The following is a 20290-nucleotide window of genomic DNA, read 5'->3' as shown; positions in this document are numbered from 1 at the left end:
GGTCATCCGATCAAACGACAAAAGGCACCAAATTGTGCCTGTAACCTACCTAATACCTCTATCCTCACAAATCAAATTCATCACAGGCAAGATGATCATGAATGTAATTCATGTGCATTGACCGCCACCACCCGATTGACACTGCACCGCAGCAACAGTATGCAAAATCATATTATTTTTCATACACCAAGGATCTTCCCATGCTTCGCCTTCTCTCATCGAGCTTCCTCAGCGCGATACTCGCCACCAGCGCCGCAGCCGAAGGCACGCTCACCGTCTTCGCCAATGGAGAAGAGCTCGCGACCGAAGGGTTCAAAGCTCCAGCGCTGACACGCGACGGCTGGGACCTCCAATTCGACCATATTTACGTGACGCTGGCGGGCGTCACCGCCATGCAAACCAACACGCCCTATGATGCCGCAGCTGGCGGCACCCCTGACGCCAAAACCACCGTCACTTTTGACGATGCCGAACAACTGACTATCGACCTGACCGACACAGATGCCGATGGCCGCGTCCGGATCGGCAGCATTGATGCGCCCGAAGGGCATTATAACGCCGTCACATGGTCGATTGTCCCGGCAGAAACCGGCGATTGGGCCGGTCAATCCATGGTCCTGATCGGCACCGCCACCCGCGACGGCGAAACGGTCGATTTCACCCTGACCAGCGCGGATGGCCATGATTACACCTGCGGCGAATATGTCGGTGATGATCGCAAAGGCTTTGTGGCGACAGGGTCCGAGGCTGATCTTGAACTGACCTTCCATCTGGATCATGTGTTCGGCCGCGCAGACAGAGAGGCGACAGATTCAATGAACCGACTGGCACTGGGATTTGACGCTTTCGCCTCTGGCGGCACGCAAGAGATTGCCCTGTCCGGTCTGCATGTCGGTCATGTCGGTGAGGGTCATTGTGCTGTCAGCCTGCGCTAAACATCTGATCGCAGGGCTGGTCATGCTTGTGCTGGCCGGTCCTGCCACCGCCCACGGTGCCTTTCTGGACGTGGCAGAGGTGGATGCCATCCGCATTCAGGCCCGCTATGACACGGGCGAGGTGATGGGCAATGCACAGGTCGCGGTCTTCCCGCCAGACGATCCGGCCCAGCCTTGGCTGGTCGGACAGACCGATGCCACCGGGCATTTCGTCTTTACTCCCGATGACCGCACTGGCCGCTGGGCGGTTCAAGTGCGCGAGGCCGGGCATGGCGCGATAGGCTATGTCGAGGTCGGGGCCAATGGCACCACCACGATCACCCAAGGCAGCGCGGGCCTGACATGGGCGCAACGCCTGCTGATGATCGCCTGCGTCGTCTGGGGCGCGATCGGCACGGCGCTTTATTTCCGCCGCCCGCGTCCGACCAAGGCCGCCTGATGCATATTCCCGACGGTATCCTGCCCCTTGGGCTGACCTTGGGCGGCTGGGTAGCCGCAGGCGGGCTGACCGCGATCAGCCTCAACCGGATCGCAGCACAACCCGACCCGCGCGCCGCCTTGCCACGGGCGTCGATGATGACAGCGGCGTTTTTTGCCGCCTCTCTCATCCATATCCCGATCCCGCCGACATCAGTGCATCTGATGCTGTCAGGGCTGATGGGTGCGATGCTGGGCTGGTATGCCGTGCCCGCGATCCTGATCGGGCTGGCGTTTCAGGCGGTGATGTTCGGCCATGGCGGGCTGACGACTTTGGGCGTGAACGGCGTGATCCTCGGGCTGCCCGCGCTCGCGGCCTTTGCGCTGACGCGGGGCTTTGGTCATGTCGGCCACCCCATCGCACGGATGCTGGCGTCCTTCGCCACGGGCGCGGGTGCCGTCCTGCTGGCCGTTGGCCTTTTCGCCGCCTTCCTGCTCGCCGGTCTGCCCGCGCATCTGGACGCGGGTGCCGAACGCACGGCGATCATGGCTCTGGTCATCGCGCATCTGCCGCTCGCCTTGGCCGAAGGCATGATCGTCGCCGCCGTGCTGACCTTTCTGCGCCGCACCAGCCCGGATATGATCATTGCGCGCTGACCCGATCACAGATTCACGCCTGCGGATCGTGGCGGTGATGGTGTTGGCCTTCACCTTTTCCGCCTTGCACGGTGCCATAGCACTCGCCTTGATGGTCGCGCTCACACTGACGCTGATCTGGCTTTCCGCCATACCGCCCGCCCGATTGCTGCGCGCCCTGCGCCTGCCGGGTCTGGTGGTGGCGGGGCTGGTCATCATGCTGCCTTTCACCAGCGGCGACACCATTCTGGCCACCCTCGGCCCGCTGACCCTGCGCGCCGAAGGTCTGGCCGCGGCCAGTGGCATCGCCCTGCGGTTTCTGAGCATCTTTGCGCTGATCATCACCTTTCTCAGCCCTTTGCCCCTGCCGCATCTGATCAACGCCTTGCGCGGGTTGCGCCTGCCCGCGCTGCTGATCGATATGGCCCTGCTGACCCTGCGCCATATGACTGATATCCGGCACGATCTTTCCCGCATGCAAACGGCGATGCGGCTGCGTGGCGGGCAGGCGCGCTGGTTCGGGCAACTGCGCCAGACCGGCTGGATCCTCGCCAGCCTGTTGCTGCGCAGCCATGCAAGATCCGAACGTGTCTATCACGCAATGATCCTGCGCGGCCATGGCGCACCTGGTGCTGCCTTGCCAGAGGCCCCCGCCATCCCACGCGCGGACAAGATTGCCCTGACCGCGATCTTCGCCCTTGCAGCGGGGCTGCTGGCGGTGGAACATCTGCTATGACCCCGCTTTTACAAACCCACGCCCTGTCCCTGACCCGCCCCGGCGGCGATCAGGTCTTGCAGGATATCACCCTGCAAATGGCAGCGGGCGAACGTGTCGGACTGATCGGCCCCAATGGCGCGGGCAAGACGACGCTCATGCTCTGCATGACCGGCGTGATCCGGCCCAGCGCTGGCTACGTGCAGATGGAGGGTGCAACACTCGCCCCCGGTGGTTTTCACCCCGGCATGGGCTTTGTATTTCAACAGGCCGAAGACCAACTGTTCAGCCCGACTGTCGCCGAAGACGTGGCTTTTGGCGCGCGCAACATCGGGCTGACGGGCGCGGCGCTGGACCGTGCTGTCGCCGCCGCGCTTGACCGGGTCGGGATTGCGGCCTTGGCCGAAAGACCCGTGCATCACCTCTCTGGCGGGGAAAAGCGGCTGGCATGTCTGGCCGGTGTGCTGGTGATGGAGCCTCGGCTGTTACTCCTCGACGAACCCTCCGCCGCACTTGATTTGCGCAACCGCAGACGTTTGATCGAACTTTTGCACCAGATGGACCAGGCCCTGCTGATCGCCAGCCACGATCTGGAACTGATCCTTGAACTTTGCCCCCGCGTGATCCTGATCGACGCAGGCCGGATCGTGGCGGACGGCCCGGCGCGCGCGATCCTCGGCGATGCCGGGCTGATGGGGCAGCACGGGCAAGAAGTGCCGCATTCCCTGACCCATCAGGGCCATATCAGCCATATCCATCAGCGCGCGATATGATCCCGCGCCACCGACATGGTCTTCAATATCGCATGGACCGGATCACCGGGCGCTAACGCCATCTGATCCGCCGCGCGGCGGGTGATGCGGGCGACAATCTCATCACCGCCAATCGCGATATGGACCATCACGGCAGGCCCCTGCCCCGCAACAATCCGTACCACAACGCCGGGCAGGATATTCTGCGCCGACAGCCCCTCTGGCCGCGCGCGGGACAAGATCACCTCATGCGCCATGATCCGCACCCGCACTGCACTGCCGGGGTCCGCCGCGACCAAAGGCAAAAACAGCGGCCCGCCCGCTGTCATCAGCCGGGTCAACCCGTCATCCTCATGCGCGACAATGGTCGCGGGCAGCAGCGTCGCCAATTCGCGGATGCCCATCGCGCGTAGGGCAACAGGGTCTGACATCACCTCTGCCGTGCTGCCCTGGCGCAGGACACGGCCCTTGTCGATCAGCACGATCTGATCGGCGAGCATCTGCGCCTCGTTCATGTCATGCGTCACCAGCACCACCGGCATCGCCAGATGCGCACGCAAAGCGATGATTTCGCCATAGAGTTTCTCGCGCGTCGCGCGATCCACCGCCGAAAACGGCTCATCCAGCAGCAACACCTGCGGACGCCGCGCCAGCGCACGCGCCACCGCGACACGCTGCTGTTGCCCGCCCGAAAGCTGCGCAGGTTTGCGATCCGCCAGACCCTGCAGATTGACCAGATCAAGAATGCGCCGTGCCTCACCCGGATCAGCTCGGTCCATCGCGGCCATGACGTTCTGCGCGGCAGACATATGCGGGAAAAGCGCGTAATTCTGAAATACCATCCCAACACGGCGACGATACGTGGGATATTTCACCGCTTTCGCGCTATCCAGCCAGATTTCATCCCCCACCGCCACGCGCGCCACGCTGGGATGCCACAGCCCGGCGATCACGCGCAGTATCGTCGTCTTGCCCGACCCCGACGGCCCGACCAGCGCCAGCACCTGACCCGGTGCCACGCGAAACGCCACATCCAGCGGGATCGGACCATCCGCCCGTGCCATCACCTCCAGCATCACGACAACCGTCTGCCGACACGCGCCGACAGCCAGAATGTGACCGCGATGGCAAACAGCGAAAACGCCACCAGCACCGCCGACATGATCGCCGCCCCCCTGTCATCAAACCCCTGCACGCTGTCATAGATCGAAATGGCAATCGTCCGCGTCTCGCCAGGGATCGAGCCGCCGACCATCAGCACGATGCCGAATTCTCCCAAAGTGTGCGCAAAACTCAGCACCATCGCCGTCAGTACGCCGGGCCAGGCCAGCGGCAATTCTACCTGCCACAGGCTGCGCAGGGGGGACATGCCGCAGCAGGATGCGGCCTCGCGCAGCTCCACCGCAACCGCCTCGAACCCGCGCTGCGCCGGCTGGATCGCGAAAGGCAGGTTGAAGATGACAGAGGCGACGACAAGCCCTTGAAAGCTGAACACCAATTGCTGGCCGAACAGGCCCTGCCACAAATCGCCCAAAGGCGAATTGCGCCCGAAAGCCACCAGCAGATAAAACCCGAACACGGTCGGCGGCAGGACCAAGGGCAGCATCACAAAAGCCTCGACCAATCCCTTGCCGCGAAACCGGCGATAGGCGAGGAACCGACCCATCACAATCGCAACCGGCAGCAGGATCACCACGGTCCATCCCGCCAGCCGCAGCGACAGCCAAAGCGCGGTCCAATCCATCATTCCCCCTCGGGCAGATCAAAACCATAACGGGTCATGATCGCGCGTGCGGCGGGGGTTTGCAGATACTCATAAAACGCCTCTGCCACCGGCCCGGCGTTGTGCAGCAAGACCATCCGCTGCCGCAACGGATCATGCCATTCCGCCGGGATCAGCGCGAATCTGCCGCGCGCTGCGACCTCTGGCGCCAGTGCCAGCGCATAGGCGATCATCCCGCCTTCGGCATTGCCCGACAGCGCGAATTGCGCGGCCTGACTGACATTTTCACCCAGAACCATGAAAGGTTGCAGATCATCCCAGATGCCTCTGGTGATCAGCGCCTCGCGCGCGCGCATCCCGTAAGGCGCGTGATCGGGATTGGCGATGGCAAAGCGGGTGATCCCGCCCGCAGCCAGCAGCGCGGCCAGATTGTCCAGCCCTTCATCCGGGATCAGGGCAGAGCCGTGCGGGACCATCACCACAATCCGGCCCATGCCGTAAAGATCGCCTGAATCCTTTGTCAGCCCCTCGGCATGCAGATCGGCGATGAAGTGTTCATCGGCGGCCATGAAAATCTCAAACGGCGCGCCTGCGCGGATCTGGCGGGCGAAATTGCCGGTGGACCCGAATGACAGGCGCAGATCCATCCCCGTCTCGGCCGTGAAAGCGGCCGCAATCTCAGTCACTGCGAATTGCAGGTCCGACGCGGCAGCAATGACCGGCACATCATCCTGCGCCACGACAGGCGCGCCGAGCATGCCGCAGGCCAAGGCCGCGGCCAGAACAAAGCGACGAAAACGTGAAACCGGCATATCTTGCATAGCGGCATTCTTGTGCGCGCCACCGGCAAGAGCAAGCGGCAATCAAGCCGGTGTGATCCGGCAGGCCAGACCGCCGTGATGCTGGGCATTGGGACGGACAGGAGGTTCATGCGACGCGAACTTGCGGGTTTTCTGAAACCTGTCAACAGGCCGTGCCCGGCGATCCCGACCCAAGTGACCAGAATTTCCTGCCAAAGCCGGACCTTTGACGCGATCTGAGTCAAGGTCTGGTGAGCGGACAAAGCTGACGGTCGGCAACGGAACTATCTGTCGACTGTGCCGAAGTGACTACTTGCTCGCTCGCAACAATACGGTTCCAGAGAGAGTCACAAAGATGGACAGGAGTTTGCGCAGGTCCAACTTTTCTTTCAGGAAGACGACACCGAACAAGACCGCGAAGACCATGCTGACCTCTCGGACAGCCGCGACTAGTGCCAGCGGCGCTTGCGTGCTGGCCCAGAGAACAATCCAGTAGGCCAGCAAGGAGACAATCGCGGAAAGCGCACCGGCCTTCCAAACCAGCTTGAGTTGCGGGACCAACACGCGACGTCGGCGTGTAACTGCAATAAGAATTATGGGTATGCCGTTAAAGACATTCAGCCAAAGAAGGTAGCTGTGCGCATCCACGGACAGCCTCGCTCCAGCACCATCAGCGACTGTGTAACCTGCAATGAGACAACCAGTGGCCAGCGCAGCCGCCACCGCTTTGGGCTGACCAATAGCCCCTTTGCCGCTGAACATCATACTCATGATTCCAAGTGAAATCAGAAGCAGAGCGACAAGTGCTTGCGGCCCCAAAGTTTCGCCAAGAACGAAGACCGCGAGACCCGCAACGATGAGGGGGGCCACGCCGCGTGACAGGGGATAAACTTGGCTCAGGTCTCCGAACCGATAGGCAATGGTGAGGAACAGGAAATAGGCGGTGTGAATGGCCACCGAGGCCGCAATGTATGGCCAAGCTCCGATAGGCGGCACTGTGATGAAAGGGATGGAAGCGACCGCAACTGCCGTTGTGGCGATTTTCAGCACTGCCAGCAGCACCAATCGGTCTGCACTGATCTTCACCAGTGCGTTCCACGTAGCATGAAGCAAAGCTGCGAACAAAACAGCCAAAAATATCCCAATAGACATCGATACTGAACCTGCGATTTCCCGCTATGATCCGGCTAGCTAACACCGCCTCATCACTCTTTTATGACACGCCATACTAGGCTTGAGTAAGCAGAACGGCCAGTCGGACGGCATTAGCAATCTGTCCACTTTGGGCTCTTTCCCGCCCTTCGCCGCGCCAGCCACCAACAACCGCTCTGACCCTCGCGCAGGGTCCGTTATCTGACACAGGCGTCGGTTTCGCTTGGCTTCTGCCGCAAAATTCGGTTTGGTCTGTCCGCTGATACAGGACAGGCGGGCGCATGATCTTTCTGACAATCTGGCCGCTTTTCGCGCTGATCTGCCTTGGCTTTATCATGGCGCGCGCGGGCTTTCCCGACCCCGGTTTTTGGCCCGCCGCGGAAAAGGTCAATTACTACATCCTGTTTCCCGCCTTGCTGATCGGCAGCCTTGCCAAGGCGCCGCTGGGCGATCCTGACATCCTGCGGCTGGGCGGGGCGGCCTGTGTCACACTTGGTGTTGCGACGGCGGCGCTTTACCTCTGGCGGCGGATCAGACCCTCCCCCGCCGCGCGATTCGGCCCGACATTGCAAGGTGTGGTGCGGTTCAACACCTATCTGGGCCTTGCCGTCACGGCGAGCCTTGCCGGGGCCGCAGGTATGGAACGCGCCGCGATCATGCTGGCCGTCATGGTGCCTTTGGTCAATGTGCTGTCGATCATGGCGCTCAGCGACAAAAGCAGCCGTCGCGGCCCGCTGGATCTGGCGGTCATGATGCTGCGCAACCCGCTTATTCTGGCCTGTCTCGCCGGGATCGCGCTGGCGTTGACCGGCGCGGGCCTGCCTTATGGCACCGGGCAGTTCCTGACCTTGCTGGCACAGGCGAGCCTGCCTTTGGGCCTGCTCTGCGTCGGCGCGGCCCTGCGGCCTGCGACGTTGAAAACCGACAGCCTTGCGATTGCCGCCAACAGCCTCACACGGCTAGCCGTGATGCCCGCGCTGGCCGCCTTGATCGCCTTGACCTTCGGCCTTGCCGGGACAGAGGCTTTGGTGCTGGTCATCTTCTTCGCCATCCCGACCGCCCCCACCGCCTATGTGCTGACACGGCAATGCGGCGGCGACGGCACCTATATGGCCGGGCTGATCACCGCGCAGACACTGGCCGCTGTGGTGACGATTCCGCTGGTGCTGATGATCTTCGGCACCTGACACGTTTGCAGAAATTTTCGCGCAGCGGTGGAACCAAAGCGCCGCCGCCATCGTTGCATAGGCATACGTCAACGAGAACGCGAAGGAGACGATCATGAACTGGGATATCATCCAAGGTAAGTGGAAACAGATGACCGGCAGCGCCAAAGAAAAATGGGGCGAGCTGACTGATGACGACCTGTCACAGGTCGACGGCAAGCGCGACCAGCTGGCCGGCAAGATTCAGGAAAAATACGGCGTCACCAAAGACGAGGCCGAAAAGCAGATCGACGATTGGGCCAGCAAGTCCTGATCAACGACCAAGCTGATGAAAAGCGGTTGCCTTCGGGCAGCCGCTTTTTTGTTGTGTGGATGTGGTGCCCGCGGCCGGACTCGAACCGGCACGGCCTTACGGCCAAGAGATTTTAAGTCTCCGATGTCTACCATTCCACCACGCGGGCACGCCGATGCTTCCTAAGCGGGCCAGCGCCCGGCGGCAAGCAGGTTCATGCCAAAGGTGATGTAATCCCGCCCGGTGTGACCGGCACGAATCCTTCTTCCTTGACTGCCTGCATCGCCACATAGGTCGAGGTGTTGGACACATGCGGCAGCGTCGATATCTTTTCCGCCAGAACCGCGCGATAGCCGGTCATCCCCGCCGTGCGCACTTTGAGCAGGTAATCAAACGCCCCCGCGATCAGATGGCATTGCTCCACCTCCGGCACTTTCAGCACGGCGGCATTGAAGGCGGCCAGCGCCTTTTCCCGCGTATCCGACAAGCGCACCTCGACAAAGGCGACATGGTCACGGTCCAGCCGGATCGGATCATAAAGCGCGCGGTAACCGCGGATCACCCCGGTTTCCTCCAGCCTGCGCAGGCGGGCTTGGGTCGGCGATTTCGACAGCCCGATCCGGCGCGCGAGATCAGTGATGCTGATCCGCCCCTCGACGGAAAGCACGTCAAGGATCTTTCGGTCGAATTTATCCAGATCACCATGCTTTTCGATCATAAACGTGCCACCTTTTGATCTGAACGACCTGTGAAACCACCAATACCAGTCGAATGGACTGCACGCAATCAGCTATGATCGGGCAACTTGAAAAGGATTCTGCCATGCCCCGTGATGCTGCCCTGACTTTGCGCGACGCCATCGATGCCGCGATCTACAGCGATGAAACAGCGGCCGTTGCCGCGCTGGTCCAGACCGCCGCCCTGTCCGATGCCGATCGTGCGCGCATTTCCGACCGCGCGGCAAGTCTTGTCACCCAGATCCGCGACAGCGCCGATCCGGGGCTGATGGAGGTGTTTCTGGCCGAATACGGCCTGTCCACCGACGAAGGTATCGCGCTGATGTGTCTGGCCGAGGCTTTGTTGCGCGTGCCGGATGCCGATACGATGGATGACCTGATCGAAGACAAGATCGCGCCATCCGATTGGGGCAAACATCTGGGGCATTCGGCCTCATCCTTGGTGAACGCCTCGACTTGGGCCTTGATGCTGACAGGCCGCGTGCTGGATGACGAAAAGCCAGGGCTCACCCGCCACCTGCGCTCTGCCGTGAAACGTCTGGGTGAGCCGGTGATCCGCAATGCCGTGGGCCGCGCGATGCGCGAAATGGGGCGGCAATTCGTGCTGGGCGAGACGATCCAAAAGGCGATGAAACGCGCCGACGGCATGCAGGCCAAAGGGTTCACCTATAGCTATGATATGCTGGGCGAGGCGGCGCGCACCGAAGCCGATGCCAAACATTACCATCTTGCCTATTCCCGCGCGATTTCTGCCATTGCCGATCATTGCGTGCATGGTTCCGTGGCCGAAAACCCCGGGATTTCGGTCAAACTCTCGGCCCTGCACCCGCGTTACGAGGTCGCACAGCAGGACCGCGTGATGGCCGAACTGGTCCCCCGCGTCCGCGCGCTGGCCTTGCTGGCGAAATCCGCAGGCATGGGCTTCAACATCGACGCGGAAGAGGCGGATCGCCTCACCCTCTCTCTCGACGTGATCCACGCCGTGCTGGCCGATCCGGCACTGGCGAAATGGGATGGTTTCGGCGTGGTCGTGCAGGCCTACGGCCAGCGCGCGCCTTTGGTCATCGACCAGCTTTACCAGATGGCCCGCGATCTGGACCGCCGGATCATGGTCCGTCTGGTCAAAGGTGCCTATTGGGATGCCGAGATCAAACGCGCCCAGGTCCAGGGCATCGACGGTTTTCCGGTCTTCACCGCCAAACAGCGTACTGACATCAGCTATATCAGCAATGCGCGTAAATTGCTGGGCATGACCGACCGGATCTATCCGCAATTTGCCACCCATAACGCCCATACCGTCGCCGCCGTGCTGGATCTGGCCGATCAGATGGGGCGTGGCAAAGAGACTTTCGAATTCCAGCGCCTGCATGGTATGGGCGAAACCCTGCATAAAATCGTGCTGAAGGCCGAGAACACCCGCTGCCGGATCTACGCCCCGGTCGGCGCACATGAAGATTTGCTCGCCTATCTCGTCCGCCGCCTGCTGGAAAACGGTGCCAATTCCAGCTTCGTCAACCAGATCGTCGATAAATCCGTCCCCCCCGCCGTGGTCGCCGCCTGCCCGTTTGATGCTGTGGGCCAAGGCCCGAACCTGCCCAAAGGCCCCGATCTGTTCCGCCCCGACCGGATCAATTCAAAAGGCTGGGACCTGACCCATGAACCCACGCTCAACACCATCGACAAAGACCGCCAGCCCTTGCGCGACACCACCTTCATCGCCGGCCCTTTGACATCTTCCGAGCCTAAATATCCCCGCCGGAGGCCAGAATCTTCTTCCCCCCTGCACAACCCCGCGCTGCCCTCTGACATCGTGGGCCAAGTGACCCCCGCGACCAAAGACGACATCGCCGATGCGCTCAACACCGCGACCATCTGGAACGCGGACCACACAACCCGCGCCGCAGTGCTGAACCGCGCCGCCGATGCGCTGGAGGCGGATGCCAACACCATCTTCGCCATCCTCGCGCGTGAAGCGGGCAAGACCCTGCCCGATGCTGTCGCCGAATTGCGCGAAGCGGTGGATTTCCTGCGCTTTTACGCCACCCAAGCGACAGCGGACATGCAGGCGCGCGGCATCTGGACCTGCATCAGCCCGTGGAATTTCCCGCTGGCGATTTTCCTCGGCCAGATCTCTGCCGCGCTGGCCGCTGGCAATTCTGTGCTGGCCAAACCGGCTGAACAAACCCCTCTCATTGCCTTCCGCGCCATCCAGCACCTGCACGATGCCGGTGTCCCCGTCAGCGCATTGCAATTCCTGCCCGGCGGCGGCGACATCGGGGCCGCCCTGACCGCCGATCCGCGCGTGAATGGCGTGGCCTTCACCGGCTCCACCGCCACAGCGCTCAAAATCCGCGCCAGCATGGCGCAACATTGCGCCCCCGGCACGCCTTTGATCGCCGAAACCGGCGGGCTGAACGCGATGATCGTCGACAGCACCGCCCTGCCCGAACATGCGGTGCGCGATATCGTCAATGGGGCTTTCCGCTCTGCCGGGCAGCGCTGTTCGGCCCTGCGCTGCCTTTATGTGCAAAAGGATATCGCTGACAAACTCTTGACGATGCTGAAAGGCGCGATGGACGAACTGACCGTGGGCGATCCCTGGGCTTTGTCCACCGACCTCGGCCCGGTGATCGACGCCGCCGCACATAAAGGCATCGCCGATCACATCGCGCAGGCGCAAGGCGACGGGCGCGTCCTGCATCAGATCAAAACCCCAGGCGAAGGTCATTTCATCGCCCCCACCGTGATCAAGGTGAATGGCATCGCCGAGATGACCCGCGAAATCTTTGGCCCCGTCCTGCATGTCGCGACATTCGAGGCCCGCGATCTGCACCGCGTCATTGATGATATCAATGCCACAGGTTACGGCCTGACCTTCGGCTTGCATACCCGCATCGACGACCGCGTCCAGACCGTGGTGGAAAAGGTCAAAGCCGGCAATATCTACGTCAACCGCGACCAGATCGGCGCGATTGTCGGCAGCCAGCCGTTTGGTGGTGAAGGCCTGTCCGGCACCGGGCCAAAGGCGGGCGGGCCGCATTACCTGCCGCGCTTTGCTGCGCCAAAGGCCGCTGCTGCAGATGGCACATGGGGCAAAACCGCCGATCTGACCGAACTGCAAAACCAGCTCACCGCGGCAAAAATGCCCCCGGTACAGACACCCACCGACCTGCCCGGCCCTACCGGCGAATCGAACCGCCACGGGTTACATGCGCGCGGCCCGGTGCTCTGCATGGGTCCCGGCGCACAAGCCGCCGCCGATCAGATCGCCGCGATTACTGCGCTGGGCGGTGTCGGCATCAGCGCCGAGGGCGATCTGCCGCCCGAGGCCCTGACAACTCTCACGCCTGTTGCAGGCGTGATCTGGTGGGGTGACGCCGACACCGGGCGCGCGATTGAGGCAGCTTTGTCCAACCGCAAAGGCCCGATCACCGCGCTGATCACAGCAGGGCCGGAACAGGCCCATGCCTGTCACGAACGCCATGTCTGCATCGACACAACAGCCGCAGGCGGCAATGCCGCGCTGCTGGCAGAGGTGGGCGGCACCACGCCCACTTGACCGGACCGACAAAGGCAGAAATGGTCGCGGCATGATGCTTCCCATCCGCGACCATAACCCATCTCAGGCGACACCCTTCGTCACCTTGGCCCTGATCGGGGTCAATATCGCGGTCTATCTTTGGGGGTTGGTGGCGCTGCAAACCGACCAGCAGCTGGGGCAATTCTATTTCGACTACGCTTTCTTTCCTGTCCTTTTATCGGAAGGGCAGAATGCATCGGCACTTGTGACGTCGATCTTCCTGCATGGTGGGTTCTTCCATCTGGCAGGCAACATGCTCTTTTTATGGATTTTTGGCGATAATATGGAAGAGGAAATGGGCCATTTGCCCTTCCTCGCCTTCTACCTCGCCTGCGGTATCGGCGCGAGCCTCGCGCAATATACCGGCGATCCGCTTTCCCAAATCCCGATGGTCGGCGCATCCGGGGCGATCGCAGGAGTGATGGGCGGCTATCTGCTGCTGTTTCCCAAAGCCCGCGTCGATATCTTCGTGTTCTTCATCATCTTCTTCCGCATCCTGCCGATCCCGGCCTGGATTCTGCTGGGCCTCTGGTTCGGCATTCAGGTGCTGGGTGGGCTGGCGGCGGATACATCCGCAGGCGGTGTCGCCTATTGGGCGCATGCGGGTGGCTTCGTGCTGGGGCTGGCGCTGACGATCCCGCTCTGGCTGCGGCGCGGGGCCGGTGCCTATTGGCGGCGCACCGATGGCCATCCGCCGCATCCCGAGACTGTCTATCGGCGCAGTGCGGTGCCACTGGTGCGGCGCTGATTGCGGCTCCGCCGCAGCCTCCGGCGGGGATATTTATACTCGGACGATGATGAAAGCGTTACGCCTTGCGGATGACCTTGGCGAAGGTCGCAAAGATCGCCTCGTTTGCGCAGATCACTTCGCCTGATCCGATGATATCGGCCTCGGCGCGCAAAGGCTCCACAATGCCGCCCGCTTCGCGCACGATCACCAGACCGGCGGCCATGTCCCATGATTTCAGGCCCCGTTCCCAGAACCCGTCATAGCGGCCAGCGGCAACATAGGCCAGATCAAGCGCTGCCGCCCCGAACCGGCGCACACCCGCACAGGCGGGCAGCAGGCGGGCGAGGTCTTGCAGGGTTTCCGGCAGATCGGCGCGTCCGGCAAAGGGCAGGCCGGTGGCGAAAATGCTTTCGATCATCTTGTGCCGGCCAGAGACGCGCAGACGGCTTTCGTTCAGCCAGGCACCGCCACCTTTTTCAGCATAGAACATCTCATCCTTGACCGGATCATAGATCACACCGGCGACGATCTGGCCTTTATGTTCCAGCGCGATAGACACGGCCCAATGCGGCAGACCGTGCAGGAAATTCGTGGTGCCATCCAGCGGATCAACAATCCAGCGGCGGGTCGGGTCTTCGCCTGCGATCTCACGGCCTTCTTCGCCCAGAAAACCGTAGGACGGGCGCGCATGCAGCAAATCGTCGCGGATCATCGCCTCGGCAGCTTTGTCGGCGCGGCTGACGAAATCCCCGGGGCCCTTGGTGGAGACCTGAAGCTGTTCGACCTCGCCAAAGTCTTTCAGCAGGGCGCGCCCCGCCTTGCGGGCGGTTTTCATCATCACGTTCAGGTTTGCGCTGCCAGCCATCTGTCTTGCCTTTGGTTCGGGATCAAGGGCTGCCTATAGGCGGCAATGGCAATAAGGGCAAGGCATCAGCCGCGTTGCAATTTCACCGCTTCCTGTTTCGCGAGCCGGATCAGATGCGCCATATAGGGCTTGGCCGTGTCGTCGCTCCGCGTCGCGGCATAAAGCCTGCGGGTGATCCCTGCCCGCGTCAGACGGCGGGTGATATAATCGGAACTATAGCGCACCTGCCGGACCACCCAATCGGGCAGCACCGCGACACCGCGGTTGGAGGCGACCAGCAGCAGGATCATCGCCGTCAACTCGACCTGCCGGACCGCGGCAGGTTCGACTTTCGCGGGCGTCAGCACCTGCGAAAAGATATCCAGCCGCGCGCGGTCCACCGGATAGGTGATCAGGGTTTCGCCGCGAAAATCCTCGGCCTCGATCCAGTCCTTGCCCACCAGCGGGTGCTGGGCGGCGGCGACGAACACAGGTTCGTAGTCGAATAATGGGGTGAAATCGGTCTCGGGCAGCGCTTCAGGGTCGGAGGAGACGACCAGATCGACATCTTCCTTCCGCAGGGCGGGCAAAGCGTCGAAGGCGAGGCCGGGGCGGATATCGACATCAACCTCGGGCCAGGCTTTGCGGAATTGTTCCAGCACCGGGAACAGCCATTCAAAACAGGCGTGGCATTCGATGGCGATATGCAACCGACCTGCCTTGCCCGAGACGATGCCGCTGAACTCCGCCTCTAACGCTGTGACCTGCGGCAGGATGGTTTCGGCGGCGGCGAGCATCTTCATCCCCGCTGCCGACAGCCGCAGGGGTTTGGACCGGCGCACGAATAACTCCACCCCGGCCTGATCCTCGATCCCTTTGATCTGGTGCGACAGCGCCGATTGCGTCATGTTCAGCAGGTCCGCCGCGCGCGCCAGCCCGCCGGTGTCATGGATCGCCTTGATCGTGCGCAGATGGCGGAATTCGATATGCATGTGAATGCCCTTCATGATCTTAGTGAAGGTTATGAATTTGCCTCAACTCTGTAAACATGCCATTTAAGACGGGTAATCCAGAGGTAGCATCATGTCCACGCCATCCGTTTCGTTTGAATTCTTCCCACCCAAAACGCTGCAAGCGTCGTTCCGGCTGTGGGATTGCGTCAATACGCTGGCGCCTCTGGCACCGACATTCGTGTCGGTCACTTACGGCGCGGGCGGTACGACCCGCAAGCTGACGCATGAGGCGGTCAGCACGATCCACAAGACCAGCGGGCTGAATGTGGCCGCCCACCTGACTTGCGTGGATGCGACACGGGCCGAAACGCTGGAAATCGCGCAAAGCTATGCCGAAGCCGGCGTGCGCGAGATTGTCGCCCTGCGCGGTGATGCGCCCAAGGGGCAGGCGACATTCACGGCCCATCCTGACGGCTTCGCGAGTTCGGTGGAATTGATCGAGGCTTTGGCCGACACTGGCCAATTCACCATTCGCGTCGGGGCCTATCCTGAAAAGCACCCCGAGGCGGTGGATCAGGCGGCGGATATTGCTTTCCTGAAGCGCAAGATTGATGCGGGCGCGACTTCGGCGATCACGCAGTTTTTCTTTGAGGCCGATACATTCTTCCGCTTTCGCGATGCTTGCGTAAAGGCCGGGATCACAGCGCCGATCCTGCCGGGTATCCTGCCGATTGAAAACTGGACTGGCACGCAGAAATTCGCGGCCCAATGCGGCACGCATATCCCGCAGGTGATCCATGATGCCTTTGCCACGGCGACCCGCGATGGCACGACCGATCTGCTGGCAACCGCACTCGCCACCGAGCTTTGCGATGATTTGTTGCGCGGCGGGGTGGATCATCTGCATTTCTACACGCTGAACCGGCCGGAACTGACGCGCGATGTCTGCCATGCGCTGGGGATCGCGCCCAAAGGGCAGTTGCAAAACGTGGCATAAACCGGCAGCTTCGGGCGAAATTGTCCGAAGGTTCCCGATGTTCGTTGCGCAAACCCCTGCCGATATGCCCGATCTGGCGACGATGTTGTCGATGTCGGGGCTGGATTTCATGCTGGCCATGCAGCGGGGCGAGGTCAGCCGCCCGCCGATTGCGGGCATCATGAATTACCACCTGCATGCGGTCGAAAAGGGCCGTGTCACCTTTCGCGGCACGCCGGATTTTATCCATACCAATCCGATGGGTGGGGTGCATGGCGGCTGGTATGGCACTCTGCTCGATAGTTGCATGGCCTGTGCTGTGATGACGCTGATCCCGAAAGGGTCTGTCTATACGACCTTGGAATATAAGGTGAACCTGACCCGCGCCATTCCTGTGGGGATGGAGATTTTGGCGACAGGTTTCAGCGATCATGCAGGCCGCAGCACCGGGGTATCGCATGGCGAAATTCGGGGTGCTGTGGACGGCAAGCTTTATGCCACTGGATCAACCACCTGTCTGATTATGCAGCCAGTGCAGCCGTGATTTGCGCGCGGGCTGCTGCGCGATGCTGTCGTGCAGCCGTTCGGACGGATCGCGCCCGATCACCCGCCTGCGCCGCGCGATAAACAGCCGCGCCCAGCCGTGCCAATTGCCGATCGAGGGGGCGTTCACATCCTGCGGGAATCGCGCATGCCAGCCTGCGGGCAAGGGCAGGCCGCAGGATTCGAGCCGCTCCAGCATCCAGACCAGCGGGATATTGGCCAAGGGCCGCGCGGCAGGAAAGGCGCGGACTTGACCGCCGACATCGGCGTGATTGCCGCGAAACCAGACCTGTTCGACATGGCCTTGCCAGCCCTTTGGGCAGGACCAGAGCACTGGTGCATAGGCACGGCGGCTTTCGTCGCGGGCCAAAGCGTGAAAACCGTGCCGCACATGCGGGGCCAGTTCCGTGCTGTGATAGGCATGCTGTTCCTCGCCCCAGCGCCAGATGAAAGGCAGGCGGAGGCCCAAGGCCTTGACCGTGTCCCAGACGGCGACCGCCTCAATCTCCACCTCGTCATGGCAATGCAGGCGGCGGAAATCAGCGGCATATTTGCTGCGTCCGCCAAGGCGGTAATGGCGATAGGCCTGGCGGATATTGCGTTCGGTCGCAGCATCGGACCGCACCAGCCCGATCATGCCGATCACGCCAGACAGCGACCGGACCGCAAAAGCGCCGCGGGAATAGCCGATCAGCACGATCCGGTCGCCGGGGCGATAGCGGGAGGCGATCACGCCATAGGCGCGCTGGATCGTGCGGTTGATGCCGCGTCCGGTGATCACGTCAATCGTGCTGGACCAGTCGCGCCATTGGATACCAGCCTCATAATAAAGCGTGACATTATGAGGCTGGCTCACTTCGCGCAGCAATTTGAAGGTGAGGCCCGCATTGGTTTCCGCGCCCTTTTCCAGGGACGACATGGTGCCATCCATGATAATCACATGGGTGGCGGGGCCGCGTTGGCGGGTTGCGCCCTCTTCCGCACGCGCCTTGCGCCCGAAAAGACCAAAGAACCAGTCACGTAGTTGCATTGTCACCTTGCGCGCCTTGGATCGCCTGCCAGACGCGATGCGGGGTGAAGGGCATGTCGATCTCTTTCACGCCTGCATCCTCTAACGCATCCAGCACCGCATTGCTGATCGCGGCAAGCGCGCCGACGGTGCCCGCCTCACCACAGCCCTTCATGCCCATCGGGTTATAGAGCGATGGGGTGGGTTCAGAGGCAAAGCCGATCATCGGCAGATCATCGGCGCGGGGCATGGCGTAATCCATGAAGCTGGCGGACAGCAATTGGCCGTCTTCGTCGAATACCGCGCGTTCGGTCAGGGCCTGACCGATGCCTTGGGCAACGCCGCCGTGGACCTGCCCCTCGGCCAGCATCGGGTTGATGAGGTTGCCGAAATCATCGACCACGGTATAGCGGTCGACCCTGACAACGCCAGTGGCGGGATCAATCTCCACCTCGGCCACATGCGCGCCATTGGGAAAGCTGCGGTTGTCGAGGGTGATGGTGGCTTTGTGGCGCAAGAGGTCTTCGCGCCCGGCGGCGCGGGCCATATCGGCGACCTCCAGCATCGTGGGGGTCAGGTTCGACCCGTTGATGCGGAAACGTTCATCGTCGAAACTGATCTGGGCGGCATCGACGCCTTCGTGATCTGCGAGAAAGGCGGTGAAGGCAGAGCGGATCACATCGACCACCGCCAATATCGCGGTGTTCTGCACAGTGACAGAACGTGATCCGCCGGTGCCGCCGCCCACAGGGATCAGGTCGCTGTCGCCCTGGACCACGAAAACCTTCCCCGCGGGGAAGCCCATGTGATCGGCCAGAAACTGTGCATAGACGGTTTCATGCCCCTGCCCGTTCGACTGCGTGCCGACATAGATCCGCACGCCATCATCGGTGAATTCGACGGCGGTCGTTTCTTCGGGGTCACCAAGGATGCTCTCGATATAATAACACAGCCCCTGCCCGCGCAATTTGCCCTGCAACAAGGACGCGGATTTGCGGGCGGCAAAGCCGTCACGATCCGCATTCTGTCCGGCCCTGTCCAGCACGCGCGCGAAATCCCCCACGTCATAGGTGACACCTGAGACGGTTGTATAGGGAAAGTGTTGAGATTTGATGAAGTTACGGTGCCGCAATTCCCATGGATCAACGCCCAGTGCGCGGGCGGCGGCATCCATACTGCGTTCGAGGACAAAAATCGCCTCTGGCCGCCCCGCCCCGCGATAGGCATCGACGGGGGTGGTGTTGGTGTAAATCCCGCGGGTGCGCATATGGGCGGTCTGGACGTCATAGGTGCCCATCAGGACCTTGGAGAAAAGCTCGGTCTGGATGCCTTGCGCGAATTGCGAATTGTAGGCACCCATATTGGCAACCGTATCAAGGCGATAGGCGGTGATACGATAGTTAGCGTCAAAGGCAAGTGTTGCTGTCGTCGTCAGGTCGCGGCCTGCGTTATCGGTCAGCATGGCTTCGGTCCGTTCGGAAATCCAGCGCACCGGGCGGCCCAAGACGCGGGCGGCATGGGCGACGCAGAAAGGTTCGGGGTAGCGCATCGCCTTCATCCCGAAACCGCCGCCGACATCGGGGGTGGTGACGCGCAGGTCATCTGCGGACAGGCTGAAATGATGCATCAGGTCGCGTTTGGTATTCCAGACGCCTTGGCCGTTGACGGCGACATGCAGGCGGCCACCCTCGATTTCGGCAAAACAGCCGCGCGGTTCCATCGCGTTGACGATGACGCGGTTGTCAAAGACTTGGGTGGTGACAACGTGGGCGGCACTGGCGATGGCGGCTTCCGTGGCACCCGCATCGCCCAACGCCCAGTCGAAGGCGAGGTTGTCGGGGGCCTCAACGTGGATCGCCTCGCCGCCGATGGCGAGGCTGGTGTGGACAGGAAGGTCGTCGATGTCGAGGACGATCGCCTCTGCCGCGTCTTGGGCGGCGATCAGGCTCTCGGCGACGATCATGGCAATCGGTTCGCCCACGTGACGGACGCGGCCCTGCGCAAGGATCGGGCGGATGGGGGCGGCGGCATTGAGCAGGACCTTGCCCGCCAGCCCTATCTTGACACCAGCGGCGATCAGATCATCGGCGGTGACGATCAGGGCGATGCCGGGCATCTTGCGGGCATCCTCCAAATCCAGCGTGGTGATTTCGCCATGGGCGACACCGGCGCGCAGGAAATACGCATAAAGCGCGCCATCAGGGACGACATCATCGACATAGCGGCCCGTGCCGGTGAGAAAGCGCAGGTCTTCTACCCGTGTGACCGACTGGCTTTTGCCGAACTTTTCCATGCTGATCCTCTGCGCTACTTTGGTCAGAGCGTAGCGG

20 protein-coding genes and 1 tRNA gene are annotated in these 20290 nt (G+C 62.0%); 11 read left to right on the top strand and 10 right to left on the bottom strand.

All coding sequences use genetic code 11. The features are described from left to right. The first annotated feature begins 200 nt into the window (after positions 1 to 200). Genes VOY09_RS17540 through VOY09_RS17520 form a run of 5 tightly spaced genes read left to right on the top strand, consistent with a single transcriptional unit; the run spans position 201 to position 3476 of the window. On the top strand, positions 201 to 935 hold the full coding sequence (locus tag VOY09_RS17540) for a hypothetical protein (RefSeq protein ID WP_322895828.1): 735 nt from the start codon (positions 201 to 203) through the stop codon (positions 933 to 935). Between the two features lie 22 nt (positions 936 to 957). Then, entirely contained in the window at positions 958 to 1374 is a 417-nt protein-coding gene (locus VOY09_RS17535; RefSeq protein WP_322895826.1) for a carboxypeptidase regulatory-like domain-containing protein, read from the top strand. Continuing rightward, a complete protein-coding gene (gene cbiM, locus VOY09_RS17530) occupies positions 1374 to 2009 on the top strand; it encodes a cobalt transporter CbiM (RefSeq protein WP_322895824.1) in 636 nt (211 codons plus the stop codon). Before VOY09_RS17535 ends, cbiM begins: the two co-directional genes overlap by 1 nt. Beyond that, the gene (gene cbiQ / locus VOY09_RS17525; RefSeq protein WP_322895822.1) at positions 1999 to 2724 is read left to right on the top strand and encodes a cobalt ECF transporter T component CbiQ; all 726 of its coding nucleotides are present in this window, start codon (positions 1999 to 2001) and stop codon (positions 2722 to 2724) included. Before cbiM ends, cbiQ begins: the two co-directional genes overlap by 11 nt. After that, a complete protein-coding gene (locus VOY09_RS17520; RefSeq protein ID WP_322895820.1) occupies positions 2721 to 3476 on the top strand; it encodes an ABC transporter ATP-binding protein in 756 nt (251 codons plus the stop codon). The genes cbiQ and VOY09_RS17520 overlap by 4 nt, the downstream gene beginning before the upstream one ends. On the opposite strand, the gene modC is transcribed toward VOY09_RS17520, so the two are convergent. The 4 genes from modC to VOY09_RS17500 all read right to left on the bottom strand — a co-directional run bounded on the left by modC (position 3461) and on the right by VOY09_RS17500 (position 7130). Then, positions 3461 to 4531: a molybdenum ABC transporter ATP-binding protein gene (modC, locus tag VOY09_RS17515; protein ID WP_322895818.1), complete on the bottom strand. Its 1071-nt coding sequence runs from the start codon at positions 4529 to 4531 to the stop codon at positions 3461 to 3463. The two genes, VOY09_RS17520 and modC, sit on opposite strands and share 16 nt — an antisense overlap. After that, positions 4531 to 5199 carry a molybdate ABC transporter permease subunit gene (gene modB, locus VOY09_RS17510; protein WP_322895816.1) on the bottom strand — a complete coding sequence of 223 codons (669 nt, stop codon included), beginning with the start codon at positions 5197 to 5199 and terminating at the stop codon, positions 4531 to 4533. The genes modC and modB overlap by 1 nt, the downstream gene beginning before the upstream one ends. Next, positions 5199 to 5999, bottom strand: coding sequence for a molybdate ABC transporter substrate-binding protein (gene modA, locus VOY09_RS17505; protein WP_322895814.1), 801 nt, complete (start codon positions 5997 to 5999; stop codon positions 5199 to 5201). Before modA ends, modB begins: the two co-directional genes overlap by 1 nt. Before the next feature lie 288 nt (positions 6000 to 6287). Further along, the gene (locus tag VOY09_RS17500; RefSeq protein WP_322895812.1) at positions 6288 to 7130 is read right to left on the bottom strand and encodes a DMT family transporter; all 843 of its coding nucleotides are present in this window, start codon (positions 7128 to 7130) and stop codon (positions 6288 to 6290) included. A 281-nt stretch (positions 7131 to 7411) separates the two neighbouring features. Here VOY09_RS17500 and VOY09_RS17495 point away from each other — a divergent pair, with 281 nt between their 5' ends. After that, positions 7412 to 8317 (top strand): AEC family transporter, encoded by a 906-nt coding sequence (locus VOY09_RS17495; protein ID WP_322895810.1) that lies wholly within the window; start codon positions 7412 to 7414, stop codon positions 8315 to 8317. Positions 8318 to 8411: 94 nt separating this feature from the next. After that, entirely contained in the window at positions 8412 to 8609 is a 198-nt protein-coding gene (locus VOY09_RS17490; RefSeq protein WP_322895808.1) for a CsbD family protein, read from the top strand. 62 nt (positions 8610 to 8671) lie between these two features. Here the strand turns inward: VOY09_RS17490 and VOY09_RS17485 are convergent. Continuing rightward, positions 8672 to 8757 (bottom strand) — tRNA-Leu (locus VOY09_RS17485). 45 nt (positions 8758 to 8802) lie between these two features. Further along, a complete protein-coding gene (locus tag VOY09_RS17480; RefSeq protein WP_322895806.1) occupies positions 8803 to 9306 on the bottom strand; it encodes an Lrp/AsnC family transcriptional regulator in 504 nt (167 codons plus the stop codon). Between the two features lie 104 nt (positions 9307 to 9410). Here VOY09_RS17480 and putA point away from each other — a divergent pair, with 104 nt between their 5' ends. Together putA and VOY09_RS17470 are read left to right on the top strand one after the other, a co-directional pair. After that, entirely contained in the window at positions 9411 to 12884 is a 3474-nt protein-coding gene (gene putA / locus VOY09_RS17475) for a bifunctional proline dehydrogenase/L-glutamate gamma-semialdehyde dehydrogenase PutA (protein ID WP_322895804.1), read from the top strand. 34 nt (positions 12885 to 12918) lie between these two features. Beyond that, on the top strand, positions 12919 to 13653 hold the full coding sequence (locus VOY09_RS17470) for a rhomboid family intramembrane serine protease (protein WP_322895840.1): 735 nt from the start codon (positions 12919 to 12921) through the stop codon (positions 13651 to 13653). A gap of 58 nt (positions 13654 to 13711) precedes the next feature. On the opposite strand, the gene VOY09_RS17465 is transcribed toward VOY09_RS17470, so the two are convergent. Both VOY09_RS17465 and VOY09_RS17460 read right to left on the bottom strand, forming a co-directional pair. Further along, positions 13712 to 14500 carry an inositol monophosphatase family protein gene (locus VOY09_RS17465; protein WP_322895802.1) on the bottom strand — a complete coding sequence of 263 codons (789 nt, stop codon included), beginning with the start codon at positions 14498 to 14500 and terminating at the stop codon, positions 13712 to 13714. 65 nt (positions 14501 to 14565) lie between these two features. After that, positions 14566 to 15471, bottom strand: a complete 906-nt coding sequence (locus VOY09_RS17460; protein WP_322895800.1) for a LysR family transcriptional regulator — start codon at positions 15469 to 15471, stop codon at positions 14566 to 14568. Positions 15472 to 15562: 91 nt separating this feature from the next. On the opposite strand from VOY09_RS17460, the gene metF reads away from it, so the two are divergent. Together metF and VOY09_RS17450 are read left to right on the top strand one after the other, a co-directional pair. Then, positions 15563 to 16429 carry a methylenetetrahydrofolate reductase [NAD(P)H] gene (gene metF / locus VOY09_RS17455; RefSeq protein ID WP_322895798.1) on the top strand — a complete coding sequence of 289 codons (867 nt, stop codon included), beginning with the start codon at positions 15563 to 15565 and terminating at the stop codon, positions 16427 to 16429. Between the two features lie 37 nt (positions 16430 to 16466). Next, positions 16467 to 16952, top strand: a complete 486-nt coding sequence (locus VOY09_RS17450) for a PaaI family thioesterase (protein ID WP_322895797.1) — start codon at positions 16467 to 16469, stop codon at positions 16950 to 16952. Here the strand turns inward: VOY09_RS17450 and VOY09_RS17445 are convergent. After that, positions 16914 to 17981, bottom strand: coding sequence for a DUF2235 domain-containing protein (locus VOY09_RS17445; protein WP_322895838.1), 1068 nt, complete (start codon positions 17979 to 17981; stop codon positions 16914 to 16916). The genes VOY09_RS17450 and VOY09_RS17445 overlap by 39 nt on opposite strands. Next, positions 17968 to 20253: a xanthine dehydrogenase family protein molybdopterin-binding subunit gene (locus VOY09_RS17440; protein WP_322895795.1), complete on the bottom strand. Its 2286-nt coding sequence runs from the start codon at positions 20251 to 20253 to the stop codon at positions 17968 to 17970. Before VOY09_RS17440 ends, VOY09_RS17445 begins: the two co-directional genes overlap by 14 nt. Positions 20254 to 20290: the final 37 nt, after the last annotated feature.

This window comes from Yoonia sp. 67-2 (assembly GCF_035117555.1).
Taxonomy (GTDB): domain Bacteria; phylum Pseudomonadota; class Alphaproteobacteria; order Rhodobacterales; family Rhodobacteraceae; genus Yoonia.
This window is presented reverse-complemented; position numbering and strand designations above follow the sequence as displayed.